Genomic DNA, 14,995 nt, shown 5'->3' on the forward strand with positions numbered 1-14,995 from the left:
AAGGTCCGGGGGAGTGAAACAGTCTGGGAAGAGACTGTTTCAGCCCGCGCTAAAAAATGGAAGAGCGCGGTAGGAAATCATGAGCTTGGAAACAAGAGAGCGAATAAAGGTCTGGGGGAGTGAAACAGTCTGGGGATAGACTGTTTCAGCCCGAGCCTGGAAATAAGAAAGCGAGGTACAGTCTGGGGATAGACTGTTTCAGCCCGCGCTAAAAAATGGAAGATGATATGTGATATAAGAAGATTGGTGGGCACCAATCTTTTTTAGTTTAAGTAGTGAGCACAATTGAATTTGTGTTTTTTATTATATTAATTGGGCTCAAAGACTCTAGAAATCAGAAATGAAAAGGGATACAATTAAGACAAGGAGGAAAATATGGTTGATAATCGTACCATGGCAATTCTGATGGAATTGTTTGCGACTCGAAAAGAAAGTTTGTACGAACTTAGTATTCAAACAGGAATTGAAAAGGAGCAGCTACATTCTAATTTGGAACTAGTCAATCAATTGTTGCAAGAACATTCCTTCCCGCAGATACAATACAAAGATAGCGAGTTTGTTATTTCTACGGAGCTTTACAATCAAAAAGAAAGTGTATTCTCGCTCTTTCGCAATCGCCAGATCTATCTTTCGCAAGAAGAAAGACAGCTTCTTATCTATCTTTATACCTTTATCCGAAAAGAATTTGTATCAAACGTTCACTACCAAGAATTATTGAGTGTGAGCCGTAATACAACGTTGACGGATATTAAGAATGTAAAGGAACTTTGCTTGAACTTTCAAGTACGTTTGGAATATACGAGGGCGAAAGGCTATCATCTAATTGGTCGAGAAGAAGATAAACATCGCTTGGCGCTTTATGCACTCAGTAATTGTTTGCAGTCTTCGATTGGTGTGTGGGCTTTGGATTATATTCTTAAATCTTGGGGTGAGGAAAATCCTATTGAAGAATTGAAAATAGTGAGTCAACAAGCTTGCAATTATTATAAAGTCTCAGCTTTAGAAGAGAGATTGGATGAATATTTGTATTTTTTGATATTTTTATTTATCCGTCAGGCGCGTGTTGGCAACCTTATTAACTGGAATTTTGAAGGAAAGGTAGGGTTTGTAAAAGATTTTCTGCAACGCCTTTGGAAATTATTACGTTTAAAAAGTACTAGCACATTAGAATTAAATGCTGCGACACAAGAGTATCTGTCACATTTACTGCAAGGATGCTTAGAAGGTGAGAGCGGAGAAAAGGATGACCTATTTTACCACTTGACTGTAGAAATAGTGGAAGAGATGGAACGTTTGTCCTTAATTGCTTTTGAACATCGCTCGGAAATGATTGAAGGTTTGCAACGTCACCTAATTCCTGCTTACTACCGTTTAACATCTCGTTTGGTAAATGTCAATTCATATACTGAAACCATCAAAGAAGAGCATGCCGACTTGTTCTATCTTGTAAAAAAAGCTTTGCGGCCTTTGGAAGAGCATCTAGGTTTTACTATACCAGATAGTGAGGTATCTTATTTTGTCATCCACTTTGGTGGCTACATCGAAGCAGGTCAACAACGTTCATATCGTTATCGGGCCTTGGTTGTTTGCCCAAATGGAGTGAGCTCTTCGCTGATTGTAAAAGAAAATCTACGGCAACTATTTCCTAATATCTATTTTGCCGATACCCATTCCTTACAGGATTGGAAGATGCTAGACATGACAGACTATGACATGGTATTTGGAACTATCAAGCTGAATATAGAGCTACCATTTTTCTTGGTATCCCAGCTGATGACCTCTAATCATAAAAAAGAATTATTTCATTTGGTTAATCAGCATTTCCCAAATGCGGCTTATTTTCCGATTGAGATTGAGCAGTTATTATCACTTGTTGGGAAACATGCAACCATTCATCAGGAGCAGGCTTTAAAATATGAATTGGTGCAGTTTCTCAATCAACGCTCCCATGAGCAAAGGGGAAGGAGTCCTATGTTAGAAGAATTGATTACAAAAGAGACCTTTCAATGGTCTGAGGAAGTTTTAGATTGGCAAAAAGCAGTTGCCCTGGCTGCACGACCTCTGGTAGATAAAGGAGCTATAGAAACTCAATATATTGATGCTATGATAGCGAAGGTAGAAGAGTTTGGTCCTTTTATTGACCTAGGTAAAGGAATTGCGATTCCACATGCACGACCAGAAGATGGGGTTAATGAGGTAGGGATGTCAATGTTGGTATTGGATAAGCCAGTTTATCTATTGGATGACCCTAGTCATGAAATTCGGCTGTTCATTTGTATTGCAGCCGTGGATAATCAAACCCATCTCAGAGCACTCTCGCATTTGACAAAAATTTTGCGAGAAGAAGAAAATATTCAACAACTTGTCGGCGCCAAAGAATTTGCCGACGTACAACATTTATTAAAGGAGGAACAGTAATATGTTACGAATTGGAACAGCCTGTGGCTCAGGTTTAGGCTCTAGCTTTATGGTTCAAATGAATATTGAATCCATTTTGCGAGATTTAGGTGTATCAGATGTTCATGTGGAGCATTATGATCTAGGTGGTGCCAATCCGAGTGAAGCAGATGTGTGGATTGTCGGACGTGACCTGGCTGATTCTGCAACTCATTTAGGAGATGTTCGAATATTGAATAGTATTATTGATATGAATGAGTTGAGGGAACTCGTCACGGCTATCTGTCAAGAAAAAGGTTTGGTTTAAATCGTATACACAGGGGATGACCCGCAAAGATGAAATTATAAAGGAGACAGAAAATGATATTGGATTTTCTCATTGATATTGCTAAAACTCCGGCAATTCTGGTTGCTCTCATTGCTATTCTAGGTTTAGCCTTACAGAAAAAGCCAGCAGCAGATTTAATTAAGGGGGGCTTGAAAACTTTTGTTGGTTTTATTGTTGTTGGTGGTGGAGCGAATATTATTGTTGGCTCGCTTGAGCCATTTGGTCAAATGTTTGAACAAGCTTTCAACTTGAAAGGGGTTGTTCCAAATAATGAAGCTATTGTAGCGATGGCTTTGGATAAGTATGGAACTGCTACATCCTTGATTATGTTGCTTGGAATGGTCTTCAATATTGTTATTGCTCGCTTTACACGCTTTAAATATATTTTCTTGACAGGACACCACACACTATATATGGCCTGTATGATTGCAGTTATCATGAGTGTTGCAGGTTTCACTTCTGTCGGCTTAATTGTGATGGGTGGGTTGGCTTTAGGTCTGATTATGACACTCTCCCCAGCCTTCGTTCAAAAATACATGATTCAATTGACAGGAAATGATCATGTTGCTCTAGGTCACTTCAGTGCACTTGGTTACTGGTTGAGTGGTGTAGTAGGCGGTTTGGTCGGTGATAAGTCTAAGTCTACGGAGGATATTAATTTCCCTAAAGGTTTGGCATTCTTGCGTGATTCAACTGTCAGCATTGCCATTTCTATGTCCTTGATTTACATGATTGTGGCTTTGTTTGCAGGCGGTGATTATATTAAGGAAAACCTTAGTGGCGGTACTAACAGTATGATTTATGCCTTGACCCTAGGTGGAACTTTTGCAGCAGGTGTTTTTGTTATCTTATCTGGTGTACGCTTAATTTTGGCGGAAATTGTTCCAGCCTTCAAAGGAATTTCAGAGAAGTTGGTTCCGAATTCCAAACCAGCCCTAGACTGTCCAGTTGTTTATCCTTATGCACCAAACGCCGTGTTGATTGGCTTTATCTCTAGTTTTGCAGGTGGTATTGTCAGCATGATTATTCTTGCCTTGACTGGCGGTGTCGTTATCCTTCCAGGTGTCGTACCACACTTCTTCTGTGGAGCTACTGCAGGTGTTATGGGGAATGCCTCAGGTGGTGTTCGTGGAGCTGTTTGCGGTGCCTTTATGCAAGGCGTTCTCATCAGTTTCTTGCCAGTGTTCTTGCTTCCAGTTTTGGGAGACCTTGGTTTTGCAGGTTCAACATTCTCAGATGCAGATTTTGGACTATCAGGTATTTTCTTGGGAATTCTTGCTAAAAATGGCGGTATTCTCACAGTTTCTGTTGGTATTTTTGCAGTATTGGCCTTGATGCTTGGATTGTCATTGGTGAAAAAAGAACAGAAAGAAGGATAATATGACTAGTGGTACAGCTGATTTGAAACGATTTGCCAAAGAAATTCGCTACCATACCTTGGCGACTTTGAATCAATTAGGATTTGGTCATTATGGTGGTAGCTTATCAATCGTAGAAGTGTTGGCTGCTCTATATGGAGAAATTCTGGACATTCGTGTCCAGAATTTCTCTTCTAAGGAGCGGGATCACTTTATTCTGTCTAAGGGACATGCAGGTCCAGCACTTTATAGTACGTTGTATTTGAAAGGCTTCTTTGATAGAGATTTTCTCTTATCGCTAAATCAAAATGGAACACATTTGCCTTCACACCCTGACCGAAACTTAACGCCAGGGGTGGATATGACAACGGGTTCGTTGGGGCAAGGGATGAGTGTCGCGACAGGTGTTGCTTATGGTAAGAAGATAGAGCAGTCACCGTACTATACCTATACTCTGGTAGGGGATGGGGAGCTTAACGAAGGTCAATGCTGGGAAGCAGCTCAGTTTGCAGCCCACCACGAACTATCGAAACTGATTCTGTTTGTGGATGACAATAAAAAACAACTAGATGGTCGTACCCATGATATTTGCCAAACCTTTGATTTTGTTGAAAAATTTCAGGCTTTTGGTTGGGAATCAGTGCGTGTGAATGGTGCCGATATAGATGCTATTATAAATGCTATTCTAACAATGAAGTCAAGTAAGTCTCCTCAACCAAAATGTATCGTTCTTGATACTACTAAGGGGCAGGGAGTTGCCTTCTTAGAAGAATTAGAAAGCAATCACCATTTGCGTTTGTCGGGTCAATTACGGGAAGATTTAGAGCAAGTAACTCTTGTTTTAGCGAGAGAGTTGGAGGTGACGGAATGAGACAGACAAAGGAGATGCGACTGGTTTATAGTGATTTTCTAGCTCAGGTAGGGCAGGAAGACACAACCATAGCAGCTATTGAAGCAGATTTATCCAGTTCAATGGCTACCAACAAATTGTCCTCTGTTCTGGGTGGACGCTATGTCAATGTAGGTATCATGGAGCAGGAAATGGTAGGGGTAGCAGCCGGACTATCTCTTCTAGGATACAAGCCATACATTCATACTTTCGGACCATTTGCTAGTCGTAGAGTCTATGATCAGGTGTTTATCTCTCTAGCTTATGCCCAGCTTAATGCCACGATCATTGGTTCCGATGCGGGGGTATCAGCGGAGATGAATGGTGGGACTCACATGCCGTTTGAGGAGCTGGGCTTAATGCGGCTCATTCCAAAAGCGCGTGTTTATGAGGTCAGTGACGATGTCCAGTTTCAAGCTGTTCTAAAAGAAACCATCAAGGTAGACGGGTTGAAGTACATTCGTACCATTCGGAAAGCACCAACGGCTATTTATCAAGGCGGAGAAGATTTTAGCAAAGGCTACTGTGTCCTTAGGCAAGGGGAGGATATGACCTTGCTTGCTAGTGGTATTATGGTAGAGCAGGCATTAAAGGCGGCGGATCAGTTAGAGGCTCGAGGAGTATCTGTTCAAGTCATTGATCTTTTTCGTATCAAACCAATTCATGAAGACATACCAGCTCTATTATCGGGAAGGCCAGTATTAACTGTAGAAAATCATAATCGAATTGGCGGCCTAGGTAGTAGCATTTGTGAATTAATGGCTACAGATTTGACGACCCCAGTACATCGAATTGGTATTGAGGAGTCATTTGGTCAAGTTGGTCAACAGACCTATTTGATGGATGTTTATGGACTGACAGCAGAGCATATTGTTAAACAAGCACAATTAATGTTACAACAATAGTGAGATAGTGATTCGTATTTTATGTAGCCTTTCGATTTACTTTGGCTTGGAAATAGGAAAGCAAATCAAATGTAAGAAATCAAGCTCCACTTAGGAACTTGATTTTTTCTATACTTCATTCATTACTTTCACAATCTTCCATCCTTGATGAAGGCTTGCAATTCCTGTCAGAATATGGGACACTAGAGTCATGAAAAAGATACAACGTGAATTTCAAAAAATATATTACAACTTAGACAAGATTCTTTTGCTCTTTTTTACCCTGTTTACCTTTATGGAATTTGTTTGGATACCGCTCAATTCATGGATTTCTGAGGGGCTCTTAGCTATGACAGGGCATGCCTACCTTTCACCGACGAATTTGTTGTCGGTGTTTGCTGAAAATCTGCTCGTGACAGGCTTGTTTATTCTCCTCTTTTTTGTCAACATTGCCATTGCCTATCTAGAATTAGCTCTATTGTTCACAGGGGTTTGGCAACTGTTGGATGAAAAAGTCAAGCACCTCCCCGACTATTTACGGGATGTACGAGATAGTATGGTGGCGATTATCCGTCACAGCAGCCTACCAAAGGTTTTATTTCTGCTTTTTTACTCAGTTATTCTTCTCCCGTTTTTACGACGGGTATTAAATATCTATTATTTTAATAAAATCGTAGTACCCCAATTTATCGTAGATTACCTATCCAACACAGTCTGGCTAGGGATATTGATTTTGTTCTTTCTCCTCTTGTTCTTCTGGCTCGCATCACGCTTTATGTACGCTCTGCCGAACATTTACTTTGAACACAGGAGTGTGAAGGAATCCATCGCTTATTCTTGGAAGAAGACCAGGGGAAGAAAACAAGTCAGTTCCTTTTTCCGTCTGATTTGGCTGGTCACTTTTCCAGTCCTCCTATTCACAGGAATAGGGATATTGCTCTATCTAGTACAGCTAGTGGCTGAACCTTATCTACCAGACACAGGCCCTTCATATTGGCTGGCAGTTGTTTGTTATGCAATCCTAAAATTAGCCTACTACGGAGTAGTTGCGCTCTTTATGATGGGATTCATTAGTCTCTTAACAGGGAAACAATTACCAAACTACCGCCGTAAACGGCTCCGTCATCGCCTGCGATTGGCAATTTTGCTAGTATCTGGTCTGGTATTCGGTACCCAAGGAGCGCTTGCACTCTACTATCCCTTCGATACCCTGCCAGTTACCATTTCCCATCGCGGTGTTGACAATGGCAATGCTGTCCAGAACTCTATCGAGGCCCTAGAGAAAACCTCTCAACTCAAGCCAGACTACATTGAGATGGATGTTCAGGAGACGAAGGATGGTCATTTTATTGTCATGCACGATACGGATTTATTGGCTTTGACGGGCAATCCCGGAGGTACACATGACTATACTCTTGCAGAATTGACAGGGATGACTGCATCAGAAAACGGAATGGCAGCTCCAGTTCCTTCTTTTGATGAATATCTTGAAAAAGCGGATGAGCTGGGACAGAAATTATTGGTAGAAATTAAAGTGACCAAGGCAGATTCGCCAAAACTCACCCAGAATTTCTTAAAAAAATACGGTCAACGTTTGATTGCCAAAGGACACCAGATGCAATCACTAGATTACCGTACTATTATCGAAATAAAGCAGTATAGCGAGAAATTAGTATCCTTCTTTATTCTTCCGTTCAACTCTATCTATCCGACGACGGTTGCTGACGGCTATACTATGGAGTATACCTCGCTTGATCAAAACTTTATGGTAAAATCTTGGATTCGTGGGAAGTCAGTTTATGCTTGGACACCGAATGAAGAAGAGAGTATGACCAAGATGTTGCTGCTACAAGTGGATGGTATCATCACTGACAACATGACTGATCTCCAAAGTCTGATGGAGGAAATGAAAGAGAATCGACGTTATCCAGACCTCTTTTTCCTGCAATTTCAGTCTTTGATTTATAATTTTGAATAAAAAAAACGCGAGAGGAGAATATCCAATCGCGTCTTTTCTGTCTTAAAATGGTAATTTACCTGCAAAGGCACCTAGTTTTTTCTGAGTTGCCTCGTCAACTTTTGTAAGTGCAGCGTTGACGGCTTGGATTGTCATTTCTTGCAAGGTTTCAAGGTCGTCTGCATCCACAACATCAGCTTTGAAGTCGATAGAAACCAATTTCTTATCTCCAGTAAAAGTAGCAGTAACCAAGTCCTGTACAGAGCTACCAGTAAATTGAGTAGCAGCCAACTCAGCCTGGCTCTTCTCCATTTGTTTTTGAAGTTTTTGAGCTTGGCGCATCATGTTTTGCATGTTCATCATAAGATTTTTAAGATTCCTTTCGTATCAAGGGTTTTGACCCTCTGGTTAAATTTTTGTTGCCTTATTGTTAAAAATTTTCAAAGGCAGAGGCGGTTCTTATATGTTAAATATTATACCATTTTTAAATAATAACTCAAAATGTAGCCTAGATTAGCTTGGCTACATTTTGAGGGAGGGTAATGGTTTCCGAATTTAAATATATTTGTTGATATTGCTAACAGCGTGATTGGTTTTGATTTTCAAGAAAAAAGTTATATGTACATTCTTCCTACACCTGGCATGGGATACATAAAGTTGTGATTGACAAATAGTTAGCTAACTAGTATAATTTAGTTACATGCTTTATGCGGAGATGGTGTAAAGTGGAAAACAACATATCCAAGTTTGGGATCCAGATTTGGAAGTCGGTCAATCAAATACTAAGTTTGATGACCTAAGGTGGGTTCGAACCCTACCCTCCGAAAGAGTTTTGATTCTAAGAAAACTTTTTCGAAGAGTAGGGTTTTTTCTATAGGAGGAAAAAAGATGCAGAGGCTTTCAAAGGAAAATATATATCAAATCTATACTGAAAATATTCGCTATGCAAATTACCAGTTAGAAGTAATAAGGTGTCAAGCAAGACAACTAGCTGGAGAATATTACTGGTATATTTCAAAGGGAAAAGAAAGTCAAATTAGAAGAGAACTTATAAATGAATTGAAAGCAGTGACTAATTTATATGCGTATATTTTAGGTAATAGGTTTGAATTGCAACTTATGAAAATACTACATGAAAGTTCTTCAGCAGCATTTAGTGAAACTGAATTGGAAAATATTAAGAAGAAGGGTACCATATATGACAAATGGTTTGAGTGTATACATGTTAGTTTTGCTAAATCAAAGTGCATTGACTGGACTGACATTGATGGAATAAATCTATTAGAACTTTTTCAAGATCAAAAAAATTACCTAAAAGAGTTTCAGGAAATCATAACGATGAGGAATAGATTGGCTCATGGTCAGTGGAGTACCCAATTAAATTCAAATGGCACACAGGAAATTACTCTAAATGCTCTGGATAAATACAATGATATATCAAAATTAGTTTTGTTATCCAAAAAGCTAGATATAATGGTTCAGATAGTAGAAACAATAGTAGTATACAAAGATAAATATACTAAGAAGTTCAAAGAAAAATTATCTCATCTAATTGAAGAGAATAGAATTAATGATTGTAGAATCGAAAAGAGTTCTCTCAGTACGTACGTAAAACGAGAAGTAAAAGTGTTTGATAAAAAGAAAAGTCAAAAGAAATTCTTGTAATTTTGTGTTACCTAAATCAATTTGAAAATTTATGTAATATTTTATTTTAAAAAGTAGTTAATAACATCACTAAATTTATTTGCCATCTTATTGAAATAATGTTTTGAAATTGCGTTACTACTGCAACAGCAACAATCAATGAACTGATTGTTAAGTGCTGCATTTATAAATATGTCTAGTTTCCAGATATTGATAAAGTTTATATAGTGGGTAGGGTTAAACTAATAGTGGTAAGTAAGAAGAGGAGGCGTCCTCTCAGATTGAAGAATAAGTCCATTTTGGACAATTTTCTTCAATCTTTTTTCTTTATGTTGAAAATTAAAAACTCTCAAAAACGCCGAAATATCAATGTTTCTAAGAGCTTAATGACTTGCTATCTTTCGCAAACTTCTTCAATTTTTTATATTTTTAGGAGTTTGTCTACGTTATGAGAGGATGCATCCTCTTTTTGTCGTTACTTCAAGGGTGTAAATCAATTCAACAATTACCATATAAAACAATGCAACGTTGCACAATATCGTTAATTTGGATTAATTTCTAAATTTTAGACTCAATATGTTGGACGATTGCAAAACTAAAAAAATGTGAAACAAGCTCTGCCTATTCACCATAGAAGGACTTTTTCTCAAAGAAGTGATACAGAAGTATTGTTGTGCAATTCACGATATAGAATGCGATTTTTGTGTAGATAAGTGGTGTTGACAATAAGAAAGTTATGTGACTATAATAAAATAAGATATTAAATAAGTGAAGGGAAAAACATGATTAGTACACTGGATAAGATATTGGAGAGTTATTTGCATGATGATAACGAGTTTGCTTTACAAATAGACGGAGGATGGGGATGTGGGAAAACTTACTATATAAAATCTAGACTAGAAGAGCTGAAAAAGGAAGACTATAGTTGGGTTTATTTCTCACTGAGTGGAGCAAGTAGCCTCACAGAACTTAAGGAGCGTATCATTTTAAAGATATTTACAGAAACAGATAAAAATGTGATAGACACAATTGCGAAGCAATCGTCCAATTTTTTATCTGCCTTGGGAAAAAATAGTGGGAATTTAAAGATTAATGGGATGACATTCTTGATAAATAAATATATCGAAAGTAGGCAAAGTAATATTACTTCAGATTTTCCAAAGCGTCTTCTAATAGTTTTAGATGACTTAGAACGTCTGAATCAAGATATTGATATTCGTGACTTACTGAGTTTCATTTCGAATGATTTATTGGTGGGTATTCAAGCTAAAGTAGTGATAATCTCTAATGAACAAGAATTTGCAAAAAAAGAAGAATTTAAGAAATATAAAGAGAAAACGATTTATAAGACTGTAAAGTTTCAGCAAGATTTGTCTAATATTATTGCTTCCCTTTGTCAGGAAAGTTCGAATAATATTTTGTCAGATTTATTATATGAAGTGGATTCTGGTTCATATAACGATTTTCATTTCTATAGATATAACCAGGATGGTTTGAGTAACACTAATATTCGAACTATTCAAAGAATATTTAGAAATTTCAATGAACTAGCTGAATTGATAAGTGTGAATGCTAACTTAGATAATAATCTATATCGTTCTCTCTTATTACAAATAATATTTATTGAATATGAGACACAGGAGCAGAAAAAATTAGACTATCTGCAGAAATTAGAAAAGCGTTCTTATGAGGAGTTACCTCAAGAAACTAGAGCTATTCTATCCAAGTATTATTATCTGTATGAAGATTATTTTTTCATACATCCAGCTATCACCTATTATTTGCAACATGGTTATCACGAGGATGAGGAAAGTATAGAAGATTATATTGGTGATTGGTATGAACATCAGGAAAGAAGGAACAATCCTCAAAAGGATAGTTATGAAGTGTTGTGGGAGTATAGGGATTTAAATGATGAGGAAATAAAAGAATATCAATGTAGGCTGGTGCATGAGATTAAAAGGTCAAAATTGGCTTTTGATAAGTTATTAGCGGCTTATTATCTTCTGTTATCACTTGATGAAGACGGATTAAATTTAGCAGAATACAGTTTAGCTGAGTTGGAATCTGTGATTGTCAATAGATATTCTAGCGGTAAGGAAGAGGGGTTCAACTTAGATAGCTTTGCATGGGATAGAAGTTCATCACTTTACCATAAGTTGCTGGAACAGAAGGAAGAAAGACAGCTTCAACTGGATATAAAAAGATTGAGAAATATCTTTGAAGGAAATAAAGAGGAGTTACAGGACTACCGTTCACTTAGTGATGGAGAAGATCTTTTTAAAGTTTTAAACACACATGATCTTTTTGAAAAATATATCAATTCTTCCCCTAGTAAATGTCATAAGTTAACAGAATACCTTCAAGCTCATTACAATATGAGCAATTTAAAAGAATACTATAAGAGAGATAGTGCAGAGTTAGATACATTCATGCAAAAACTGAAAGAGTGTTTAAGAGAGAACCGTAATCTGCAAAAAATAGACCAGTTTAAGATCCGAGAGCTACTTGATGAGGTAACAAGAATAAGGCTCAGATTAACGGACTCATAAAATATATAGAAAAAACAAACTAAAATTTGACATATTAATCTATTTTAAATTGACTTTGAGGGATAAATTCGCTATAATATAAGAAAAAACTGGTTATAACCAGAAATCAAGGAGGAGCTATGTTCCGTTTAGCAAAAGAAGAACTTGAAAAGTTGGGAGCTATTATTACGGCGACCGAAATTTACCAACAGCCAGGCTTATGGAAGGAAGCGTATCAACTCTATCTTGACCAATTGGAAAAAATCGAGAGTTTTCTAAAATCAATCAAGGAAAAACATGACTTTGTTCACGTTGTTTTTACAGGTGCAGGGACTTCAGACTTTGTTGGTCAAAGTATTGCCAACTACCTCAACCAAGTCAATGACTTGAAACACATTCGTTTTTCTGCCATTGGTACAGTGGAGTTGGTTAGTCGTCCACATGACTATCTACAAGCTGGTCTTCCAACTATCCTGGTGTCCTTTGCTCGTTCAGGTAATTCACCTGAGAGTGTGGCAGCAGTTGAAGTCGCTAAGCAATTGGTAGATAAATTGTATCAAGTGACCATTACCTGTGCACCAGAAGGTAAGCTGGCACTAGCGGCTGAAGGAGATGCTGAAAATCTCCTGCTCTTGCAACCAGCTGGTTCAAACGATAAGGGCTTTGCCATGACGGGTTCTTACAGCTGTATGGCTCTGACAGCCCTCCTCGTCTTCTCACCAGCCAGTCAAGAAGAAAAAGCTGCTTGGGTTGAGACTATTGCCCGTCTGGGTCAAGATGTCTTGGACCGTGAAGACTACGTGCAAGACTTGATCAACCTTGATTTTGAGCGAGTGATTTACCTCGGTTCAGGTGGTTTCTATGGTCTTGCCCACGAAGCTCAGTTGAAAATTCTGGAATTGACAGCAGGCAAGATTGCGACCATGTACGAGTCACCACTCGGTTTCCGTCATGGACCAAAATCCTTCATCAACGAAAAGACCTTGATTTTCCTCTTTGCCTCAAACGATGGCTACACACGCCAGTACGATGTGGACTTGCTCAATGAAGTCCATGGTGATGGCATAGCAGAGCGGATAGTGGCATTGTCGGCTGATAAGTTGGTCGGTACAGAAGCAGCCAACTTTGTCTTGGCAGAGGGCGGAGCAGATTTGCCAGATGTCTTCTTAACCTTCCCTTACATCATCTTTGCCCAAACGGTATCCATTATGGCAGCTATCAAATGCAAGAATTTGCCAGATACACCATCTCCAACAGGCACCGTTAACCGTGTGGTGCAGGGTGTGATTATACATCCACTATAAAACATACTAAAATTAGTAGTGAGGAAATCTCCGACGGGAGAAAGTACTCACTACTTTTTCTTTATGATAAAGTAGAGGTGTCTTGTTAAGTCGTGGGACTTTTTGACGCTAGACGTCGCATCAAAAACTGGCAAGGCACCTGTTTTAGAAAGAATGTTATCAAAGTATGTGGGACGCCAGACGTCGAGTATTGAAAATGACATCACTAAAACAAGGAATCATTCAAGACAAAGAGGTAATATCATGCGAGTAGTATTTGGGATTGACGTGAGTAAGGTAAGTTCAGAAGTAGCCATTCTAGTCAATGGCGAGAAGGTACATAACTACACCATGTCCAATGATGCCATTGGCTTTTCCCGGCTACTTGGCGATTTGAAAACCGTCCACAAGCCAGAAATCATCTTTGAAGCAACAGGCGTCTATTCTCGTCGTCTTCAAGCTTTTCTGGATGAACATAGCTACGCTTATACACGGCTCAATCCCTTAGAAGCCAAGAAGCAACTGGATAGCTTGCGTGTGCGGAAAACAGATCAAATTGACGCTGAAAAACTGGCTCAGTCTCAGTTTGTACTGAATCGTAAACCCACTTATATCCAAGAAGAAGTCTATCAAGATCTGCGAGATCTCAGTCGATTCTATCAGAACTTAACCGAGGACATCGTTCGAGCTAAAAATCGTCTGCACAAGGTCTTACAGGTCACTTTCCCTGAATTGGAAACTATCTTGTCAACGCCAACTGGGGAACAATACTGGAACTTGGTCATAGCCTTTCCTTGCAAGGACTTCGTTCTTGAGTTAAGCAAGGATGAACTCTCAAAGAGCATCCGTCTGTCCACTTCAAAACGGATTTCTGACAAGCGTGTGGCTTACTTAGCAGAGAAGCTGACAGCACTAGCCAATCAATCTTATTGTGCCGTTAAGAAAAACTCTCCAATCATGGAAGAGGTGCGTTACTATGCGAAAGAATTGCTTAGACTTTCTGAACAGAGACAAGCAGTCTTAGACGAAATGGTGGAACTAGCCCAACCTTTACCAGAGTATGACATTCTGCTTTCTATTCCTGGTATCGCTGAGACTACTGCAACAAGTATTATTGGCGAACTGGGAGATATTCGCCGTTTTCAGTCTGCCAATCAAATCAATGCCTTTATCGGTATTGACCTGAGACACTATGAATCTGGAAACTTCATCGCTAAGGAACACATTACCAAGCGTGGCAATCCCTATGCTAGAAAGATTCTGTTCAAATGCATTCACAATATCGCTTCAGCTAGTCACACCAATCCTTGCCATATAGCAGACTTTTATGAGAAACGAAAAAGGCAATCGCAAATGACTTCAACCAAGCCACACACGATTGCCTCCATACATCGTCTCATTCGGACAATGTATTACCTCATAACGCATAACAAACTTTACGATTATATTTCAACCCAAAATCAGTAAAATTGTTTATGCCATATTATTGTAACACCTTATCAAAAAATTTCAACATAAGGTGTTGCTTTTGTATACCCTTTTTACACTAAACTTTAGTCCAAAATAAAATAATTTCCTTATTTTGACTACTGAATCTCAAATTTCAAGTTGAAGTTAGCCACCCAAAAGAAATTCACTTGGCGACTTGTAGTCCAAGCATTTTTTAGGGTAGTTGTTAATCCAATTTTCGATAAAAGCGACTTCTTTCGGAGTCGTTTTCTTGG

At 38.6% G+C, this 14,995-nt stretch carries 11 protein-coding genes and 1 pseudogene; 10 read left to right on the top strand and 2 right to left on the bottom strand.

The annotated features are described in order from the left end of the window. The first annotated feature begins 375 nt into the window (after positions 1–375). The 6 genes from ODU46_RS09135 to ODU46_RS09160 all read left to right on the top strand — a co-directional run bounded on the left by ODU46_RS09135 (position 376) and on the right by ODU46_RS09160 (position 7,834). Positions 376–2,418 carry a BglG family transcription antiterminator gene (locus tag ODU46_RS09135; RefSeq protein WP_398579533.1) on the top strand — a complete coding sequence of 681 codons (2,043 nt, stop codon included), beginning with the start codon at positions 376–378 and terminating at the stop codon, positions 2,416–2,418. 1 nt (position 2,419) lies between these two features. After that, positions 2,420–2,704 carry a PTS sugar transporter subunit IIB gene (locus ODU46_RS09140; RefSeq protein WP_002935998.1) on the top strand — a complete coding sequence of 95 codons (285 nt, stop codon included), beginning with the start codon at positions 2,420–2,422 and terminating at the stop codon, positions 2,702–2,704. Positions 2,705–2,757: 53 nt separating this feature from the next. Continuing rightward, a complete protein-coding gene (locus ODU46_RS09145; protein ID WP_014635822.1) occupies positions 2,758–4,104 on the top strand; it encodes a PTS ascorbate transporter subunit IIC in 1,347 nt (448 codons plus the stop codon). A gap of 1 nt (position 4,105) precedes the next feature. After that, entirely contained in the window at positions 4,106–4,954 is an 849-nt protein-coding gene (locus tag ODU46_RS09150) for a transketolase (protein ID WP_024406849.1), read from the top strand. Then, complete coding sequence (locus ODU46_RS09155; RefSeq protein ID WP_336375312.1) at positions 4,951–5,877, top strand: transketolase C-terminal domain-containing protein; 927 nt, start codon at positions 4,951–4,953, stop codon at positions 5,875–5,877. The genes ODU46_RS09150 and ODU46_RS09155 overlap by 4 nt, the downstream gene beginning before the upstream one ends. 190 nt (positions 5,878–6,067) lie before the next feature. Then, entirely contained in the window at positions 6,068–7,834 is a 1,767-nt protein-coding gene (locus ODU46_RS09160) for a glycerophosphodiester phosphodiesterase (RefSeq protein WP_398579534.1), read from the top strand. A 42-nt stretch (positions 7,835–7,876) separates the two neighbouring features. On the opposite strand, the gene ODU46_RS09165 is transcribed toward ODU46_RS09160, so the two are convergent. After that, on the bottom strand, positions 7,877–8,176 hold the full coding sequence (locus tag ODU46_RS09165) for a YbaB/EbfC family nucleoid-associated protein (protein ID WP_002941492.1): 300 nt from the start codon (positions 8,174–8,176) through the stop codon (positions 7,877–7,879). A gap of 525 nt (positions 8,177–8,701) precedes the next feature. Here ODU46_RS09165 and ODU46_RS09170 point away from each other — a divergent pair. From ODU46_RS09170 to ODU46_RS09185, 4 genes are all read left to right on the top strand, one after another. Next, entirely contained in the window at positions 8,702–9,478 is a 777-nt protein-coding gene (locus ODU46_RS09170; RefSeq protein WP_024413233.1) for a hypothetical protein, read from the top strand. 761 nt (positions 9,479–10,239) lie between these two features. Then, on the top strand, positions 10,240–12,009 hold the full coding sequence (locus ODU46_RS09175; RefSeq protein WP_398579535.1) for a P-loop NTPase fold protein: 1,770 nt from the start codon (positions 10,240–10,242) through the stop codon (positions 12,007–12,009). 119 nt (positions 12,010–12,128) lie between these two features. Further along, positions 12,129–13,292 (top strand): SIS domain-containing protein, encoded by a 1,164-nt coding sequence (locus tag ODU46_RS09180; RefSeq protein WP_398579536.1) that lies wholly within the window; start codon positions 12,129–12,131, stop codon positions 13,290–13,292. Between the two features lie 243 nt (positions 13,293–13,535). Beyond that, complete coding sequence (locus ODU46_RS09185; RefSeq protein WP_347342687.1) at positions 13,536–14,738, top strand: IS110 family transposase; 1,203 nt, start codon at positions 13,536–13,538, stop codon at positions 14,736–14,738. Positions 14,739–14,885: 147 nt separating this feature from the next. Here ODU46_RS09185 and ODU46_RS09190 read toward each other — a convergent pair. After that, positions 14,886–14,995 (bottom strand): annotated as a pseudogene (locus tag ODU46_RS09190) (IS30 family transposase); the annotation flags it as partial.

This window comes from Streptococcus sp. 2020WUSS089 (assembly GCF_044427405.1).
GTDB lineage: Bacteria > Bacillota > Bacilli > Lactobacillales > Streptococcaceae > Streptococcus > Streptococcus hashimotonensis.